Source organism: Sinomonas atrocyanea, from assembly GCF_030812675.1.
GTDB classification, from domain to species: domain Bacteria; phylum Actinomycetota; class Actinomycetes; order Actinomycetales; family Micrococcaceae; genus Sinomonas; species Sinomonas atrocyanea_B.
In genome coordinates, this window is record NZ_JAUSTE010000001.1 from 440,167 (window position 1) to 458,090 (window position 17,924).

16 protein-coding genes are annotated in these 17,924 nt (G+C 72.3%); 5 read left to right on the forward strand and 11 right to left on the reverse strand.

Annotation, left to right across the window (positions count from 1 at the left end; translation table 11 throughout):
• Positions 1-93: 93 nt before the first annotated feature.
• A complete protein-coding gene (locus J2W20_RS01990; protein ID WP_307004108.1) occupies positions 94-2,502 on the reverse strand; it encodes a phosphoketolase family protein in 2,409 nt (802 codons plus the stop codon).
• Between the two features lie 143 nt (positions 2,503-2,645).
• Here J2W20_RS01990 and J2W20_RS01995 point away from each other — a divergent pair, with 143 nt between their 5' ends.
• A complete protein-coding gene (locus tag J2W20_RS01995) occupies positions 2,646-3,410 on the forward strand; it encodes a hypothetical protein (protein WP_307004110.1) in 765 nt (254 codons plus the stop codon).
• A 168-nt stretch (positions 3,411-3,578) separates the two neighbouring features.
• Here J2W20_RS01995 and ychF read toward each other — a convergent pair whose 3' ends face one another.
• The gene (gene ychF / locus J2W20_RS02000; RefSeq protein ID WP_307004112.1) at positions 3,579-4,664 is read right to left on the reverse strand and encodes a redox-regulated ATPase YchF; all 1,086 of its coding nucleotides are present in this window, start codon (positions 4,662-4,664) and stop codon (positions 3,579-3,581) included.
• An 87-nt stretch (positions 4,665-4,751) separates the two neighbouring features.
• On the opposite strand from ychF, the gene J2W20_RS02005 reads away from it, so the two are divergent.
• A complete protein-coding gene (locus tag J2W20_RS02005) occupies positions 4,752-6,080 on the forward strand; it encodes a DNA recombination protein RmuC (protein WP_307004113.1) in 1,329 nt (442 codons plus the stop codon).
• Between the two features lie 310 nt (positions 6,081-6,390).
• Here J2W20_RS02005 and J2W20_RS02010 read toward each other — a convergent pair whose 3' ends face one another.
• Together J2W20_RS02010 and J2W20_RS02015 are read right to left on the reverse strand one after the other, a co-directional pair.
• On the reverse strand, positions 6,391-7,476 hold the full coding sequence (locus J2W20_RS02010) for a 4-hydroxy-3-methylbut-2-enyl diphosphate reductase (RefSeq protein WP_307004116.1): 1,086 nt from the start codon (positions 7,474-7,476) through the stop codon (positions 6,391-6,393).
• 10 nt (positions 7,477-7,486) lie between these two features.
• A complete protein-coding gene (locus tag J2W20_RS02015; RefSeq protein ID WP_307004118.1) occupies positions 7,487-8,320 on the reverse strand; it encodes a hypothetical protein in 834 nt (277 codons plus the stop codon).
• Between the two features lie 202 nt (positions 8,321-8,522).
• Between J2W20_RS02015 and xseA the strand changes: the two genes are divergently transcribed.
• Together xseA and J2W20_RS02025 are read left to right on the forward strand one after the other, a co-directional pair.
• On the forward strand, positions 8,523-9,917 hold the full coding sequence (gene xseA / locus J2W20_RS02020) for an exodeoxyribonuclease VII large subunit (protein WP_307004704.1): 1,395 nt from the start codon (positions 8,523-8,525) through the stop codon (positions 9,915-9,917).
• Positions 9,914-10,153 carry an exodeoxyribonuclease VII small subunit gene (locus J2W20_RS02025; RefSeq protein ID WP_307004120.1) on the forward strand — a complete coding sequence of 80 codons (240 nt, stop codon included), beginning with the start codon at positions 9,914-9,916 and terminating at the stop codon, positions 10,151-10,153. Before xseA ends, J2W20_RS02025 begins: the two co-directional genes overlap by 4 nt.
• Before the next feature lie 7 nt (positions 10,154-10,160).
• Here J2W20_RS02025 and J2W20_RS02030 read toward each other — a convergent pair whose 3' ends face one another.
• The 7 genes from J2W20_RS02030 to J2W20_RS02060 form a co-directional block, all read right to left on the reverse strand.
• Complete coding sequence (locus tag J2W20_RS02030; RefSeq protein ID WP_307004122.1) at positions 10,161-11,024, reverse strand: polyphosphate kinase 2 family protein; 864 nt, start codon at positions 11,022-11,024, stop codon at positions 10,161-10,163.
• Between the two features lie 35 nt (positions 11,025-11,059).
• Positions 11,060-12,280: a pyridoxal phosphate-dependent aminotransferase gene (locus J2W20_RS02035; protein ID WP_307004124.1), complete on the reverse strand. Its 1,221-nt coding sequence runs from the start codon at positions 12,278-12,280 to the stop codon at positions 11,060-11,062.
• A gap of 75 nt (positions 12,281-12,355) precedes the next feature.
• Complete coding sequence (locus J2W20_RS02040; protein ID WP_307004125.1) at positions 12,356-13,309, reverse strand: ABC transporter substrate-binding protein; 954 nt, start codon at positions 13,307-13,309, stop codon at positions 12,356-12,358.
• Positions 13,306-14,013, reverse strand: a complete 708-nt coding sequence (locus J2W20_RS02045; protein ID WP_307004126.1) for an ABC transporter permease — start codon at positions 14,011-14,013, stop codon at positions 13,306-13,308. The genes J2W20_RS02040 and J2W20_RS02045 overlap by 4 nt, the downstream gene beginning before the upstream one ends.
• Positions 14,010-14,678 (reverse strand): ABC transporter permease, encoded by a 669-nt coding sequence (locus J2W20_RS02050; protein ID WP_307004127.1) that lies wholly within the window; start codon positions 14,676-14,678, stop codon positions 14,010-14,012. Before J2W20_RS02050 ends, J2W20_RS02045 begins: the two co-directional genes overlap by 4 nt.
• Positions 14,678-15,787, reverse strand: coding sequence for an ABC transporter ATP-binding protein (locus tag J2W20_RS02055; RefSeq protein ID WP_307004129.1), 1,110 nt, complete (start codon positions 15,785-15,787; stop codon positions 14,678-14,680). The genes J2W20_RS02050 and J2W20_RS02055 overlap by 1 nt, the downstream gene beginning before the upstream one ends.
• A 112-nt stretch (positions 15,788-15,899) precedes the next feature.
• A complete protein-coding gene (locus tag J2W20_RS02060; RefSeq protein ID WP_307004705.1) occupies positions 15,900-16,796 on the reverse strand; it encodes an N-acetylglucosamine kinase in 897 nt (298 codons plus the stop codon).
• Positions 16,797-16,859: 63 nt separating this feature from the next.
• Here J2W20_RS02060 and J2W20_RS02065 point away from each other — a divergent pair, with 63 nt between their 5' ends.
• Positions 16,860-17,888 carry a nitronate monooxygenase gene (locus tag J2W20_RS02065; RefSeq protein WP_307004131.1) on the forward strand — a complete coding sequence of 343 codons (1,029 nt, stop codon included), beginning with the start codon at positions 16,860-16,862 and terminating at the stop codon, positions 17,886-17,888.
• Positions 17,889-17,924 lie beyond the last annotated feature (36 nt).

A 17,924-nucleotide genomic window follows, 5' to 3' on the forward strand; every position in this document is an offset into this window, starting at 1 on the left:
CGCGGGTCTCGTATGCTGCCCGCGATTGGCGTTTCCCAATCGGTCGTGGGCTGCCGGAGGCAGCGTTGCGCGCCCGTGCTGGGCCGGTGTCAATCACTCGGGGGCGGCGCCGCCCCCGAGGGCCCAGTCGCGGATCGGGGCGGGATCGTCGCCGAACTCGCGCGTGTACGCCCGGGCACGGGCGAGCTCGTCCTGGTACCGCTGGCGCAGGCCCGCACAGCGCTCGGCGAGGCCGGGCACCCGGTCGAGCACGTCGATCGCCAGATGGAACCGGTCGATCCGGTTCAGCATCGCCATGTCGAACGGGGTCGTCGTCGTGCCCTCCTCGACGTAGCCGCGCACGTGCAGGTTGCGGTGGTTCGTGCGGCGGTAGGTGAGGCGGTGGATGAGCCACGGGTAGCCGTGGTAGGCGAAGACGACGGCCCGGTCAGTGGTGAACAGGGCGTCGAACTCCCGGTCGGGAAGGCCGTGCGGGTGCTCGCGCTCGTCCTGCAGGCGCATGAGGTCCACAGCGTTGACCACGCGGACCTTCAGGTCCGGCAGGTCGCGGCGCAGCATCTGCGCCGCGGCCACCGCCTCGGCTGTCGGGACGTCTCCGGCGCACCCGAGCACCACGTCGGGCTCCTGGCCGGGGACCTCGCTCCCGGCGAAGTCCAGGATCCCGATCCCCCGGGCGCAGTGCAGCCGGGCCTCCTCCGGCCCGAACCACTGCAGCGCCGGCGCCTTCCCGGCCACGACCACGTTGACGTAGTCCCGGCTGCGCAGGCAGTGGTCCATCGTCGACACGAGCGTGTTGGCGTCCACCGGGAGGTACACCCGCACCACCTCGGCCTTCTTGTTGACCACGTGGTCGATGAAGCCCGGGTCCTGGTGCGAGAAGCCGTTGTGGTCCTGCTGCCACACGTGGCTCGAGAGCAGGTACGTCAGTGAGGCCACGGGCATGCGCCAGGGCAGCTCGCGATGGACCTTGAGCCACTTGGCGTGCTGGTTGAACATCGAGTCGACGATGTGGACGAACGCCTCGTAGGAGGTGAAGACGCCGTGCCGGCCGGTCAGCAGGTAGCCCTCGAGCCAGCCCTGGCACAGGTGCTCGCTGAGGACCTCCATGACTCGGCCGGCGCGCGCCAGGTGCTCGTCCACGTCCTCGATCCGCTCCTGCCACACCTTGTCCGTGGCGCCGTAGACGTCCTGCAGACGGTTAGAGGCCGTCTCGTCCGGGCCGAACAGCCGGAAGTCCGTGGGGTTCGCGCGGATCACCTCCCGCAGCCACCCGCCGAGGTTGCCCATCGCCCCCGCGCGGACGACGCCGGGCGCCTCCACCGGGATCATGTGCGCCTCCTGCTCGGGCAGGCGCAGGTCCCGCAGCAGCCGCCCGCCGTTGGCGTAGGGCGTGGCGCTCATGCGGCGGTCCCCGCGCGGGGCGAGCCTGCCGAGCTCGGGCGAGCGGGCGCCGTCGTGCGTGAAGAGTTCCTCGGGGCGGTAGGAGCGCATCCACGCCTCGAGCTGGGCAAGGTGCTCGGGGTTCTCGTGGACGGCGCTCAGCGGCACCTGGTGGGCGCGCCACGTGCCCTCGACCCGCTTCCCGTCCACCACGGCCGGGCCCGTCCAGCCTTTCGGGGAGCGGAAGACGATCATGGGCCAGGGCTCCGGCGTGGAGTCGGCCTCGCGCTCCCCCGCCTCGCGCGCGCGGCGCTGGACCGCGGCGATCTCCTCGAGGCAGTCGTCGAGCGCGGCCGCGAAGTCCCGGTGCGCCTGGGCCTGCGCGGAGGGGTCGGCGACCGTGACGAAGCGCGGGGCGTAGCCGAGCCCCTCGAAGTACTTGCGCACCTGCTCCTCGGGGCGCCGGGCCAGGACGGTCGGGTTGGCGATCTTGAACCCGTTCAGGTGCAGGATCGGCAGGACCGCGCCGTCCCGGACCGGATCGAGGAAGGCGGTCGACTGCCAGCTCGTGGCCAGCGGCCCCGTCTCGGCCTCGCCGTCGCCGACCACGCAGGCGACCACGAGGTCGGGGTTGTCGAACGCGGCACCGAAGGCGTGCGCGAGCGAGTAGCCCAGCTCGCCGCCCTCGCTGATGGAGCCCGGTGTCTCGGGCGCCGCGTGGCTCGGGATGCCGCCGGGGTAGGAGAACTGCCGGAAGAGCTCCCGGAGGGACTCCTCGTCGTCGCCGAAGCGCGTGTAGATCTCGGAGTAGGTGCCCTCGAGGTAGGCGTTGGCGACGTTGGCCGGCCCGCCGTGGCCCGGGCCGGTGACGAACAGCATCGCCTGGTCGCGCTCGATGATGGCCCGGTTCAGGTGGGCGTAGATGAAGTTCAGCCCGGTGGTGGTCCCCCAGTGGCCCAGCAGGCGCGCCTTGACGTGGGCCGATTCGAGCGGCTCCCGCAGGAGCGGGTTGTCCCGGAGGTAGATCTGGCCCACCGAGAGGTAGTTCGCGGCGCGCCACCAGCGGTGGAGGTCCTCGAGGCGCTCGTCGGTGAGGGTCGTTGCTGCGTCGGTGGCTGTCATGGCTCGGGCTCGCCTTCGGCGTCGGCTTCCGCGGGACGCCTGGCGCCCGCGGCCGGTCCCTGCCAGCCTAGCGAGCTTGGCCGCCCGTGTCCGGGGTCGGGGCCGCCGGTTTGCCGGCGCCGCCTTCCGGGAACGGTGACACCATGAGCGATGCTCCGGACTACCGCGCTGCCCTGTCCCTGCTCTGTCCGCTCTCGGACCCCGAAACGGGGACGCTGCTGCGGTTCGACGGGACCTTCTGGCCCACTGACGAGCCCACCTCGATGACTGCGCTCGGCCTCCTCCCGGACGAGGCGGTCCACCTGCTGGTGGCCGACTTCCCCCAGGCAGCGCGGGCCGCCCGGCACCACCTCGGCACTGCGGTGGAGACGCTCGCCGCCGCGGTCGAGGAGTACCGGGACATCCGCGGACGGGACTGGGCGGCCCTCCCGTCCGTTTGCGCCGCCCTGAAGGCAGACGTTGCCAACGCCCTTGCCTACCGGGAGGTGCTCGATGCCGTCAGCGGCACCGAGGACGGCCTCGGGCTGCGTGAGACGACGCTGCCGATCGCGCTCACTGCCTTCGAGACCGGCGAGGCGCCGGCCGACCTCGGCGACAGCGTGGGCGACGACGGAACCGCGCCCCTCATCACAACCGACTACCTGACCGCGGATCGGGACCTGCGAGAGCGCGTCGGCGCATTCCTCATGGCCTTCTCGCTCGCCGCGGAATGCCCCGACGCGCCGCAGCGGCTGGCCGGCGCCGGCGAGCCCGGCGACCCCCTGACCGGGTTCGCCCGCGAGCACCTCCACCAGCCTCACCTGTACGCCGAGGCCGTCCGGGCACAGCGCACCCTGGATCCGCAGGCGCTCGCACCGGTCATCGCGCAGCGGACGCCGGCTCCGGCTGCCCTGCCGTGGGGAGCATGACGCCGCGCCCCCCGCTGGCCAGGTCCGCCGGGAGGAATCGGTGCGTTCACGCGGGCGCCGTCTGGGTAAGGGCCAGATGGCGGTGGCAGGCCGGGCCGATGTCACGAGGCACCGGGGCGCAGCCGGCACTGCCACCGCCGCTTTGCCCGGCTGCAGGCCGTCCCGAGGCTAGACGTTGAAGCGGAACTCCACCACGTCGCCGTCGGCCATCACGTAGTCCTTGCCCTCGATCCGGACCTTGCCGCGGGCCTTCGCCTCGCCCATCGAGCCGGCGCTGACGAGGTCCTCGAAGTGCACCACCTCGGCCTTGATGAAGCCGCGCTGGAAGTCGGAGTGGATCACACCGGCGGCCTGGGGGGCGGTGTCGCCCTGGCGGATGGTCCAGGCGCGGGCCTCCTTCGGGCCGGCGGTGAGGTAGGTCTGCAGCCCGAGGGTGTGGAAGCCGACGCGGGCGAGCTGGTCCAGGCCGGACTCGTCCTGCCCGTTCATCTCGAGCATCTCGCGGGCCTCCTCCTCGGAGAGCTCGACGAGGTCCGCCTCGAGCTTGGCGTCGAGGAAGATCGCGTCGGCCGGGGCCACGAGCGCGCGCAGCTCGGCCTGCTTCTCCGGGCTGCCCAGGATGCCCTCGTCCGCGTTGAAGACGTAGATGAAGGGCTTGGCGGTCAGGAGGTTGAGCTCCTTGAGGTGCTCCATGTCGAGCTTGTCGGAGGCGATCGAGGAGAAGATCGTGTCGCCGCGCTCGAGGACCTTCTTCGCGGCCTCGATGGCGGCGAGCTCGGCGGACTCGCGCTTCTTGATCTTGACTTCCTTCTCGACGCGCGGAAGGGCCTTCTCGATGGTCTGGAGGTCGGCGAGGATCAGCTCGGTGTTGATGGTCTCCATGTCGGAGCGCGGGTCCACCTTGCCGTCCACGTGGACCACGTCGGGGTCGTCGAAGACCCGGATGACCTGGGCGATCGCCTGCGCCTCGCGGATGTTCGCGAGGAACTGGTTGCCGAGGCCCTCGCCCTCGGAGGCCCCCTTGACGATGCCGGCGATGTCGACGAAGGAGACCGTCGCGGGGAGGATGCGGGCGCTGCCGAAGATCTCGGCGAGCTTGTCCAGACGGGGGTCCGGGAGGCTCACCACACCCACGTTCGGCTCGATCGTGGCGAACGGGTAGTTCGCCGCGAGGACCTGGTTGCGGGTGAGGGCGTTGAAGAGCGTCGACTTGCCGACGTTGGGGAGACCGACGATTCCGATAGTGAGAGCCACGGTCATCCATCATACCGGCGCGGGGTGCCCGCACCCGGCGGGGAGCCGCGGCCGAGAATTGTCGGTGGCCCGTGCGACAGTGGGCCCATGGACGGAACGCAGATTCTCGTGATGGTGCTCGTGGCGCTGCTCGCCTTCGTGCTCGGGGCGCTGGCCGGGGCCGCGCGGCAGCGGCGGCAGTCCGCGCACGACGGCGGGGACCTCCCCGCGCTGCAGTCGCGCCTCGCGTCGGCGGAAGCGGCGCTCGCGGCGGCCGGAGCGGAGCGGGACCTCCTCGCGCGGCAGAACGCCGCCCTGACCTCCATCGACGAGCAGGAGAACACGGTCCTCCACGCCCTCGGCCCCGTGGCCGAGAAGCTCAGTGCCGTGCAGCGCGCCGTCGCGGTGCTCGAGCGGGACCGGGTGGAGCAGTTCGGCCAGCTCGCCCAGCAGCTGCAGGATGCCCGCGCCTCGGATGCGGCGCTGCTGCAGTCGGCGCACGCCCTGACGGCGGCCCTCGCGAACAACTCCTCCCGCGGCACGTGGGGCGAGATCCAGCTGCGCCGGGTGGTCGAGGCCGCGGGGATGCTCGACCGCGTGGACTTCGCGGAGCAGGTGTCCACCTCGGGCGAGGCCGGGGCGGTCCGGCCCGACCTCGTGGTGCAGCTGCCGGGCGGGAAGCAGATTGTCGTCGACTCCAAGGTCCCGCTCGGGGCGTACCTCAAGGCCCAGGAACACGCGCAGGACCAGAGCCCGGCGGGCATCGCGCAGCGGGACCGGCACCTCGCAGAGCACGCCAAGGCCCTGCGGGCGCATGTGGATGCCCTCGGGAGCAAGAAGTACTGGGAGGCCGTCGGGTCCAGCCCCGAGCTGGTGGTCTGCTTCCTCCCCGCGGAGTCTTTCCTGGCCGAGGCGCTCCGAGCCGACGCGGGGCTCCTCGACTACGCCTTCGGGCGCAACGTGGCGCTCGCGTCCCCGGCAACGCTCATGGCCCTCCTCAAGGGCGTCGCCTTCGGCTGGCGACAGGAGCTCCTCACCGAGAATGCGCGGGAGCTGTTCGACCTCTCCCAGCAGCTCTACGGGCGGCTGAGCACGATGGGCGGCCACGTGGCCCGTCTCGGGTCCTCCCTCAAGGGGTCCGTGGAACGGTACAACGCGTTCATCGGCGCGCTCGAGTCGAGGGTCCTCCCGACCGCCCGGCGGATCAGCGCCCTCGACCTGGGCTCGCCGGAGACCCTACCGGAGCTGCCCCCCGTCGAGACCACTCCGCGGGTCCTGAGTGCGAGCGAGCTCCTCGATGAGCAGCTGTGGAAGGACAACGGGATCACGGCCCTGCCGGGCACGCTCGGAGGCTCCACGGCGGGGGACGACGGCGGCGACGGTGCCGGGCGCAGCATCGCGGAGGGCGAGGACGGCTCCCGGCTGCATTCGGCCTGAGCCGGGGGCCGCGAGCCGCCACAAAGGCGCGGGCTTCCTCGGCTTCAACGGCCGAGCGTACGCACCACGCCGAGGTCGGGGGCTGGGGCCCGGGGGTTCGCGGGCCCCAACCGGCCCGGCCGGACGCCGCTCCCCTGTCCAGCACTGGAAAAGTGCCGTTCTCGCCGGGAAGTCCGCGTCTCGGGGACTTCTCGGCGGGAACGGCACTTCCGCCGCTATCGGCTCGTCCCGGCAACCTCAGAGGGCAGGTCGGGCCGGCACGACGTCACGGTTGGGGCCAGGCAGGGCTCCCTGCGGGGTGACCTCGGCGTCAGCTCTGGGGGCGTCGCCCTCGGCCGCCGAGGCCGCGGCTCGCGTCGCCGGCATCGCGCAGGGTCGCGCGCAGTTCCTTGGGGAGCGAGAACAGGATGTCCTCTTCCGCGGTGACGACCTCCTCGACCGTGCCGTACCCGTACTCGGCAGCGAGCCGCAGGACGTCCTGCACGAGCACATCCGGGACGGAGGCTCCGGAGGTCAGGCCGATCGTCTCGACTCCTTCAAACCAGGACTCGTCCACCTCGTTGGCAAAGTCGACCCGGTACGCGGCCTTTGCGCCGTACTCGAGGGCCACCTCCATGAGCCGGACGGAGTTCGACGAATTGGCCGATCCGACCACGATCACGAGGTCAGCCTGCGGGGCGATCTTCTTGATCGCCGCCTGGCGGTTGGACGTCGCGTAGCAGATGTCGTCGCTGGGCGGGTCCTGCAGGTTGGGGAAGCGCTCCCGCAGCCGGCGGACGGTCTCCATCGTCTCGTCGACGGAGAGCGTGGTCTGGGAGAGCCAGATGAGCTTGTCCGGGTCCTTGACCTGGATGGCGTCCGCCTCCTCGGGAGAGTTCACCACCTGCGTGTTCTCCGGCGCCTCGCCGTACGTTCCCTCGACCTCCTCATGCCCCTCGTGGCCGATGAGCAGGATCTCGTAGTCGTCGCGGGCGAACCGCACGGCCTCGCGGTGCACCTTGGTCACGAGCGGGCACGTGGCGTCGATGGTCCGCAGCCCGCGCTCCTCGGCCGAGCGCACGACGGCGGGGCTCACCCCGTGTGCGGAGAAGACGACCAGGGCGCCCTCGGGCACCTCGTCGGTCTCCTCGACGAACACCGCCCCGCGCTCCTCGAGGGTCTCGACCACATGCCGGTTGTGGACGATCTGCTTGCGCACGTACACCGGTGCACCATAGTGCTCGAGCGCCTTCTCGACAGCGATGACGGCCCGGTCGACCCCGGCGCAGTACCCCCGCGGGGCGGCAAGCAGGACCTTCTTCTCGCCGGCGACGGGAACCGCGGCGGCCACGTCCTCAGGCGCGCGGCGCCGCCGCGGAACCGTGGGCATGGACAGGGGAACCGAGGTGACACTCATGCTTTCCATGCTACCGGCGCCCGCGGACCGCACGCCCACGGACGCCGAGCGCGGCCGCGAGCACGAGGCAGGCCGCGCCCACGAGGGCCACGACCCCCGCCCACGGCAGGAACGAGTCGGCGAAGAGCTTTCCCGCCCGGGTCGCGAAGACGGTGGCGACACTCCCCGACCCGCCCTGCGCCGAGGCGACGCCCGAGGCCAGGAAGGCCCCCGCCGCGAGCACCGCGGCGACCAGGAGCAGGCCCAGGCCGGACCATGCCAGGGCGACCCTCCGGCGTCGTGCGAAGAGGAGCCCGAGCGCGAAGGCGAGCACGGCGCCCACCGTGAGGGGCCAGGCGTACGAGGCGGCCTCCTGGGCGGCGGTGAGCCAGGAGCGCTGCTGCGCCGTGCCCACCGGAACCTGGATGCTCGGCGACTCCCCGGCCTGCACGCCGAGGCTCGAGCCGAGCCTCTTGAGCAGCACATCGACGAAGGGGCGCAGCTCGAGCGTGAACGCCGAGGTCGACGCAGCGGCCTGGGTGAAGTTGAGCCGATGGCTCTCGCGTAGCGTCTCGTCCCAGGCCGCGGGGAAGCCGGGGTCCGTGGTCAGGCCGTTGGTGATCTCGTTCGCCAGGCGCGTCGCCGCCGGCTGGAACGCCTGGGGAACGCCGGAGGCAGAGGCGACGGTGGTCGCGAGCGAGGTCGCGAGCGCGGACTGGAACGCGGAATCGCTCCGCAGTGGTTCGAGCAGGCGGACGAACCCGCCCTCGTCCACGACGTTGCGCTCGATCCAGAGCGACGGGACGGCGGCCGCGGTCAGCACGACGGCGAGCAGGATGGACAGGGCGGAGAAAACGGAGCGCATGGACTTCCCGGGGTCGGCAACGCCACCATCCTATCGACGCCGGTACCGCCGCGGGGGACGCCAGACCCCTGCGGCCGGCCCTCCGCGGCCGGGCCTCCGCGGCCAGGCACCCGCAGGCCGCGGGAGTGTCGGAGGGGCGTGGTAGTCGTGAACTATGGTGGCAGAGATGGAAGCATCCCCAGATTCCATGAGCCCCGACGCCATGAACAGCACCGCCCGCCCCGACCCGGCCGGCCCAGCCGGCGACGAGGCCCAGGACGCACCGGGCGAGGGCTCGGCATCCACGCTGCCCGCGCGCGCCTCGGACACCAGCCCGGAGAACCCGTGGCCGCTCCATGTCCTCTCCCGCAAGCTCAAGGAGCACATCGAGCGCTCGCCCCACGTGTGGATCGAGGGGCAGGTCATCGAGATGACGCGGCGCGGCCAGACCGCGTACATGACCCTCCGGGACGTCGACGCCGAGATCTCCCTGCCGGCCTCCGCCTGGGGCACCGTCATGGCCAGGCTCCGCGAGCCGGTCCAGCGCGGCTCCCGCGTCGTGGCCCTCGTCAAGCCCGAGATGTGGCTCAAGACCGGAAGGCTCAGCATGGCCGTGCGGGACATGCGCCCGGTGGGGCTCGGAGACCTGCTGGCCCGCATCGAGAACCTGCGCCAGGCACTCGGGGCCGAGGGGCTCTTCGCCGAGGAGCGCAAGAAGCGCCTGCCGCTCCTCCCCCACCGGATCGGCCTCATCACCGGCCGAGACTCCGACGCCAAGAAGGACGTCATGCGCAACGCCGCCCTGCGCTGGCCCGCCGTCGCGTTCGAGGTGCGCGAGGTCGCCGTCCAGGGCACGAACGCGGTCGCCGAGGTCCTCGGGGCGCTCAAGGAGCTCGATGCCCGGCCCGAGGTCGACGTGATCGTGATCGCCCGCGGCGGCGGATCGCTCGAGGACCTGCTCGCCTTCAGCAACGAGGCGCTCGTCAGGGCGGTGGCCGATGCCATGACGCCCGTGGTCAGCGCGATCGGGCACGAGGCGGACCGGCCCATCCTCGACGACGTCGCCGATCTGCGCGCCTCGACCCCCACAGACGCGGCGAAGCGGATCGTGCCCGACGTGGCCGAGGAGCTCCTGCGCGTGCGCCAGTGCCGCGACCGGATCGACCGGCAGGTGCGCCTCTTCGTCGAGCGGGAATCGGATCGGCTCGCATCGATCCGGAGCCGGCCCGTGCTGGCCGCGCCCGAGACCATGGTGGACACCCGGCACGAGGAGCTCGAGCGCCTGAGGGTGCGCTCGCGCTCGGCGGTGGGCGGCGCCGTCGCCCGCGCGTCCGACGCTGTAGCGCACCTTCGCGCCCAGGTCCGCGCCCTCTCGCCGCAGCAGACCCTCGATCGCGGCTACTCGGTCGTGCAGATCCTCGACGGCCCGGCCGCCGCGGTGGTGCGTGCCCCGGAGGATGCCCCCTCGGGGACCGCGCTCAGGGTCAGGCTCGCCCGCGGGACGATCGCCGCCCGCAGCGAGGGCCAGCTCGCGGACATCACCCACACCGCACCCCAGGCTGCCGCGCCCCACGGCGGCACCGCAGACCACAGCCCCGCAGGAAGGACCGACCGATGAGTGAGGACACCAAGGAGACCTTCGAGGACCTCTCCTATGAGCAGGCGCGCGAGCAGCTCGTGGCGGTCGTCTCGCGGCTCGAGGCCGGTGGCGTGAGCCTGGAGGATTCGCTCGCGCTGTGGGAGCGGGGCGAGGCCCTCGCGAACCGCTGCGAGGAATGGCTCGAGGGTGCACGACGCCGTCTGGACGCCGCGCGCGGCGACGGCACTGCGGCGGGGCCGGCCGCGGAAGCCTAGGGCGCGGTCAGCTCTGCGCCAGCAGTTCCCTCTGCTCCTCGATGTCGAACGCCGGCGCCGGCCACTGCGGGTCCATGCGCTCGAGCGCCGCGACGAGGAGCTCCTGGACCACCATGCGCGCGTACCACTTGTTGTCCGCGGGCACGACGTACCAGGGCGCATAGGGCGCGCTCGTGCGCTCGATCGCGATCTGGTAGGCGTCCATGTAGGAGCCCCAGAGCTTGCGCTCGCTCAGGTCCGAGGGGTTGTACTTCCAGTACTTGGTGGGATCGTCGAGCCGGGCTGCGAGCCGGCGGCCCTGCTCCTCCCTACTGATGTGCAGCATGACCTTGACGATCTCGGTGCCGGAGGCGTGCAGGTGCGCCTCGAAGTCCTGGATGGCGGAGTAGCGCCGCTCGAGCTCGGTGGCGTCAACCCAGTTGTGCACGCGGTGGATGAGGACGTCCTCGTAGTGGGACCTGTCGAAGCAGCCCAGCATGCCCGGGCCCGGGAGCTGCTTCTCGACCCGCCAGAGGAAGTCGTGCTTCTTCTCCTCGTCGGTCGGCGCCCTGAAGGCGGCGAGCTGGACGCCCTGGACGTCGACGGCGCCGACCACGTGGCTGATCATGCCGCCCTTCCCGGCGGTGTCCATGGCCTGCAGGATCAGCAGGAGCGAGCGGGTGCCGCCGCCCTTGCCCTCGGCGAACAGCCGCTCCTGCAGGTCGGCGAGGTGGGGGTCCCGCTCCGCGAGGATCGTCTCGCCGTCGGACTTGCCCCCCGTGAACCCGGGGGTCGACGCCGGGTCGACGCGGTCGAGCCGGAAGTCCGGCCCGACCACGAGGAAGTCCTCGGGGGCCTCGGTGAAGCCGTGCCCCGCCTTGCGCTTGCCCATGCGGCCCCCTCGCGCTCAGACCCGGCGGTGCCGGGTCAGTTGCCCCTGTACCTGCTCAGGAAGTCTGCCATACGGGTGATGGCCTCTTCGATGTCCGCCACGGCCGGGAGCGTGACCATGCGGAAGTGGTCCGGGGCGTGCCAGTTGAAGGCCCGGCCGTGGGAGAGCAGGATCTTCTGCTCGCGCAGGAGGTCCAGGACGAACTTCTCGTCGTCGCGGATCCGGTAGACCTCGGGGTCGAGCCGCGGGAACAGGTACAGGGCGCCCCGGGCCTGCTTCGTCGAGACGCCGGGGATGGCGTTGAGCATGTCGTAGGCCTTGTTGCGCTGCTCGAGCAGCCGGCCGCCGGGCAGGATGAGGTCCTTGATGCTCTGGTAGCCCCCGAGCGCGGTCTGGATCGCGTGCTGGGCCGGGACGTTGGCGCACAGGCGCATGTTGGCCAGGAGGTTGATGCCCTCGAGGTAGTCCGCGGCCTCCTTCTTCGGGCCGGAGATGGCCATCCACCCCGCCCGGTACCCGCAGACCCGGTACGCCTTCGACAGGCCCGAGAAGGTCAGGCATAGCACGTCCTCGCCCGTGAACGCGGCGAGGTTGGTGTGTGTGGTGTCCTCGTAGAGGATCTTCTCGTAGATCTCGTCGGCGAAGATGATCAGGCCGTGCTTCTCGGCCAGCTCGACGATCCGCCGCAGCGTGGCGTCCGAGTAGACGGCCCCGGTGGGGTTGTTCGGGTTGATGACCACAATGCCCTTGGTCCGCGAGGTGATCTTCGACTCGAGGTCGTCGAGGTCGGGCTCCCAGTCGAGGTCCTCGTCGCACAGGTAGTGGACGGCGCGGCCGCCGGCCAGCGACACGGAGGCCGTCCACAGCGGGTAGTCGGGCATCGGGACGAGGATCTCGTCGCCCTGCTCGAGCAGCGCCATGAGCGACATCGTGATCAGCTCTGAGACGCCGTTGCCGAGGTAGATGTCATCGACGTGGATGTTCTGGATGCCGCGGGTCTGGTAGTACTGCGAGACCGCGGTGCGGGCCGAGAAGATGCCGCGCGAGTCGCTGTAGCCCTGGGCATGCGGCAGGTGACGGATCATGTCCACGAGGATCGCGTCCGGCGCCTCGAAGCCGAACGGGGCCGGGTTGCCGATGTTCAGCTTGAGGATGCGGTGGCCCTCGGCCTCCATCTGCTGGGCAGCCTCCAGGATCGGGCCCCTGATGTCGTACAGGACGTTGTGGAGCTTGGAGGACTGCGTGAACTGGGCCATTTCCCTAATATGCCACAGGGCGTGGGCAGCACCTGTGCGATGCTGCTCACACCCTGTGGCGTGCCCCGGGAGGGGTCAGGAGGCGAGGCCCTTCTCCTTCAGCCACGCCTTCGCGGCGTCGGCCGGGGACTGCTTCTGGTTCCCGCTGACGGCCCGGTTGAGGTTCACGAGGTCGTCGGTGGTCAGCTGCTTGGAGACGGCGTTGAGCACCGATTTCGCCTTGTCGTTGACGGTGTCCGTCCGCACGAGCGGGACGACCTGCTGCGCGATGAAGTTGTTCTTCGGGTCGTCGAGCACCACGAGTCCGTTGTCCGCGATGGACGGCGTGGTGGTGAAGATGTCGGCGACCTGGATGTCGTTGGACAGGAGCGCCTTGAGCGTGACGGGCCCTCCGCCGTCGCTCATCGGCTGGAACTGCTTCGGGACGCAGCTGTACTTGTCCTTGAGCCCGGGCAGCCCGTAGGCGCGCTTCTCGAAGGTCGCAGGCGCGCCGATCACGAGGTCGGCGCACACCTTGGCCATGTCCTCGAGGCTCTTGAGCTGGTACTTCGCGGCCGTGGCCTTGGTGACCACCATGGCGTCCTTGTCCTCGGCCTTCGCCGGGTCCAGGATCCCGAGACCCTGCGGGAGCTTGCCCGGGAGCGCCCCCGCGATGTCGGCGGCCGAGACCTGGGTGGCCTTCGGGTCCACGTAGAGCAGGAGGTTGCCGGTGTAGTCGGGGACCACATCGATGGAGCCGTCCTGCACCGCCTTGTAGTAGACCTCGCGGGCCCCGATGTTGGGCTTGGTCGTGGCCTGCACGCCCGCGGCGTTGAGGGCACCGGCGTAGAGCTCGGCGATGATCTGGCTCTCGGTGAAGTCCGCCGAGCCGATGACCAGGGCCTTGCCGGCGCCGCCGCTCGCGGGCGCGGCGCTGCCGGAGCTGAGCGGGTTGGAGGAGCCGCCGCAGGCGCTCAGGGCCAGGGTCAGCCCGAGGCCCGCTGCCGCGGCGGCCAGCGCCTTGCGGCGGGTGAGGGGGTGCTGGGTCATGGCATTCCTTCCGTAACGGCCGCGGCGGGGGCTGCTGCCTCCCTCGCGGAGGGCGTGCGTGGGACGAGGACACGCAGGAGCGTGCCCAGGACGAGGTCGGTCACGACGGCGAGGGCGGCCACGAGGACCGAGCCGCCGAGCATCTGGGGGTAGTCGGAGAGGGCGAGCCCGTCGAAGATGTACCGGCCGAGGCCGCCGAGGTTGGTGTAGGCGACGACGGTCGCCGTCGCGATCACCTGCAGGATCGCGGCGCGGGCCCCGCCGAAGATGACGGGGACGGCGTTGGGCAGCTCGACCTGCAGCAGCACCTGGTACTCGCGCATCCCCTGCGCCCGTGCAGCGTCGACCACCACGGGGTCCACCGCCGCGATGCCCGAGTAGGTTCCCGCCAGCAGCGGCGGAATGGTGAGGATGACGAGGGCCCAGATCGGCGGCATGAGGCCGATCCCGGCGAGCAGCACGAACAGCACCAGCAGCCCGAGGGTGGGGATGGCGCGCAGGGCGCCCGCGGCCGCGACGACGAGCACGCGTCCCCGCCCGGTGTGGCCCACGTAGGCGCCGATGGGCAGGGCAATGGCCGCGGCGATGGCGAGGGTGAGCACGGTGTAGAAGACGTGCTCGCCGAGGCGCCCCGGGATGCTGGAGTACCCGCTCCAGTTCATCGGGTCGGTGAGCCACGCCCAGGTCTGCGCGAGGAGGTTCACGAGCGGGCCGCCTTCCGCTGCCCCGCGCCGTCGACGTGCCGCGCCCAGGGCGAGAGCAGCCGCCCTGCGAGCACGAGCGCGAGGTCCATGACGAGGGCCAGGACGAGGATCGCCACGAGTCCCACGACGATCTCCGTGATGAAGCCCCGCTGGAGGCCCTCGGTGAAGAGGACCCCGAGGTTGGGCATGCCGACGAGGGCGGCGACGCTCACGAGGGAGATGTTGCTCACCGACACCGCACGCAGCCCCGCGACGAGCACGGGCAGCGAGAGCGGCAGGTCCACCCGGAAGTAGCGGGTCGCCGCGGTGTGGCCCAGGGCCTCGGCGGCGAGGCTCAGCTCGCCGTCCACCGAATCGAGGGCGTCGAGGGAGGACCGGACGAGGAGCGCCACGGCGTAGACGGTGAGGGCGACGATCACGTTCACCGGGTCGAGGATCCGCGTCCCGAGGAGCACCGGGAGGATGATGAACAGGGCGAGCGAGGGAACGGTGTAGAGGACCGAGCTGAGGGTCAGCAGCCCGGTGCGCCAGGCGCGGCGGTGGCGGACCGCCTGGGCGAGCGGGAGGCTGATGAGCAGTCCGAGGAGGAGCGGGACCAGGGCCAGGACGAGGTGCTGGCCGGTGAGGGAGAGGATCCGGCCCAGGTTGGCCGCCGCCCACTCCATCAGGCGCCGCCCTCCGGGACGGCGGCGCGGGCGCGCTGGGACTCGGTCCGCCGCCGGTCGGCGTGGGCGATGACCTCTGCCGCGCCGACGGTGCCGAGGAGGCGCCCGGCGTCGTCCACCACGACGCCGCGGCCGGAGGGCGAGGACAGCGCCGCGTCGAGGGCGGAGCGCAGGGTGCTGCCGGCGCGGTGCAGGGAGCCGCCGCTGACCAGTGTGCCGGGGAACGCCGGCCCGGCCCACCCCACGGGGCGGCCGTCGGCGTCGATCGCCACCGCCCACTCGTCGGCCCGGCCCGAGGCGACGTCCGCGGCACGGACCGTCTCGGCGGGCTCGACCGCGAGCCCGGAGTCGTCGTAGAAGCCCAGGTGGCGGAATCCGCGGTCCCGTCCCACGAAGCCCGAGACGAACTCGTCGGCCGGCGCGCGCAGGAGCTCCTCCGGGGCAGCGACTTGGGCGAGCCTGCCCCCGACGGCGAACACGGCGATCCTGTCGCCCAGGAGCACGGCCTCGTCGATGTCGTGCGTGACGAACACAATCGTCTTGCCGAGGTCGCGCTGCAGCCGCACGAGTTCCTGCTGGAGCTCGTGCCGCACCACCGGGTCCACCGCGCTGAACGGCTCGTCCATGAGCAGCACGGGCGGGTCGGCGGCGAGGGCCCGCGCCACCCCGACGCGCTGCTGCTGGCCGCCGGAGAGCTGCGCGGGATACCGGCCGCCGAGGTCCTGCGGAAGCCCGACAACGTCGAGCAGCTCGCGGGCGCGGGCCCGCGCGGCGCCCCGGGAGACCCCGTTGAGCCGCGGGACCGTGGCGATGTTGTCCGCCACCGTGCGGTGCGGCATGAGCCCGGCGGCCTGCATGACGTAGCCCATGGAGCGGCGCAGGAGCGGGGCGGGCTTCGAGGCGATGTCTCTGCCGTCCACGGTGATGGTCCCGGCGGTGGGCTCCACCATGCGGTTGACCATGCGCAGCGACGTCGTCTTCCCGCACCCGGAAGGCCCCACGAAGACCGTGATCTGGCCCCGGGGCACGCTCAGGCTCAGGCGGTCGACGGCCCTGAGGCCGCCGTAGACCTTGCTCACCTCGTGGAACTCGATCATGGGATCGGACACGTACACCTCAATGGTCGCTGACGGTCGGTCTCGGCGTGCTGAGGGGAGCCTATCAGCGCAGCGCGCCGCGGGACCCGGGCCTTTCCGAGGTCCGCGGCGTCCGCCCCGGCGATCAGGCTCCGGGGCCGCGTTCCGTCCCGCCGGCGGCGCCCGCGAGCTCGATCGTGCCGAAGATGGGGTCCCGGTCCAGCACCCTCACGTCCGTGATGCCCTGCTCGGCGAGCGCGGCCCGGAACCCCTCCTGCAGCCGCGGCACGTTCATCCCGAGCCCGCTTCCGAGGATGACCGGGCCGTCAATCCCGAGCTGGCGGGCCACCTGGGCTGCCATCCGGGCGAGGTCGTGGGCGGCCTGGTCCACGAGGAAGCCGGCGCCCGCGTGGCCGGCGTCGGCGGCCTCCGTGACGACGCGGGACTGCTGCGCCCAGTAGCGCCTGCCGGTCTCGGGCGAGTGGAAGTGCGCGATGAGCTCGCCGGGCTGGGCGAGGCCGGTGGCTGCCAGCAGGGACTGGGTGAGCGCGTCCGGGTCGTGGCCGAGGTCCATGCGGTGGAGGCTGTAGCGGACGGCCTCGCGGCCGAGCCAGTACCCGCTGCCCTCGTCCCCGAGGAGGTAGCCCCAGCCGCCGGCGCGGGCCTCCTCGCCGTCGGCGTTCGTGCCCCAGGCCGCCGAGCCCGTCCCCGCGATCACTGCCACCCCGGTCCGGGCGCCGCCGGCGGCGAGCAGGAGGCGCGAGTCGTGGACGACCTCGACCCTCGCGGCGGGCACGTGCGGGCGGATCAGGGAGGCGAGGGCCTCGGCGTCGGCGGCCGTATCGATCCCGCCGGCGCCCGCGAAGACGAGGGCGGCGTCCGGGGCCTCGAGCCGGGCGAACAGTTCGGCGAGGTTCGCGGCGGCCGTCTCGCGGCTCACGTTCTGGACGTTGGCGCTGCCGACCTCGAGATCGGCGACGACCCTGCCGCCGACCACCTTGATGCCGCGGGTCTTGGTGCCGCCGATGTCGAGGCCGACCATGGGTCCGGCCGGCAGGCTCTGGATGCTCACCCGCACAGCCTACTGACCGCGTAGGGTGGGCGCATGGACGCGACGCTGCCGGTGGACCTGTTCGGAGGCGGCGTGGTCGCCGCGCCCATGGCGGGCGGCCCGAGCCGGCCCGATCTGGTCCGGGCGGTCGGCGCCGCCGGCGGGTTCGGGTTCCTCGCGGGCGGCTACAAGGCGCCCGAGGCGCTCGCTGCGGATCTCGACGCGATGGACGGAGCGCTCCCGTTCGGCGTCAACCTCTTCGTCCCGGCGCCCGCGGAGGCGGACCGGGACGCCGTGCTCGCCTACCGGGAGCGGCTCCTGCCCGAGGCCGCCGCCGTCGGAGCGGACGTCCCGGAGCCGCGCTGGAGCGACGACGACGGGTACCCGGCCAAGCTCGAACTCCTCCTCGGGCGGGTCCCGGCGGCAGTCTCCTTCACGTTCGCGCTGCCGGGCCGCGACGCCGTGGTGGCGCTCAGGGCAGCCGGAGCGTTCGTCCTCCAGACCGTCACGTGCCCCGACGAGGCGCTGGCCGCGGCCGAGCTCGGCATGGACGCCCTCGTCGTCCAGCACCCGGATGCGGGCGGCCATTCGGGGTCCTTCCTCGGCCTGCGGCCGTTCGCGGGCACGCTCCCCGAGCTCGTGGCCGCCGTCGGCTCCGCCCTCTCTGCGGCGGGGGCCCATCTGCCGGTCGTCGCCGCCGGCGGGATCGGCACGCCCGGCGCCGCCGCGGCCGCCAGGGACGCCGGGGCCGCCGCCGTCCAGCTCGGGACCGCGTTCCTGCGCACGCCGGAGGCGGGGACCAACCCCGTGCACCGGGCCGCCCTCGCGGACCCGGGCCCGGGGCGCACGGCCCCCACGCGCGCCTTCTCCGGCAAGTGGGCCCGCGGACTCGAGAACGGCTTCATGCGCAGGTTCGCCGATGCGCCCTCGGCCTACCCGGTGCTCCACCACCTCACGGCGCCGATGAAGGCCGCCTCGGTGCGGGCCGGCAGCCCCGAGCGCACGAGCCTGTGGGCCGGGACCGGCTGGCGCGAGGGGCGGGACGAGGACGCGGCCGCCGTGGTGGCGCGCTTCGCCCGCTGACCGGCCCGGCATACATCCCGCGCGGGCCCTGCCCAC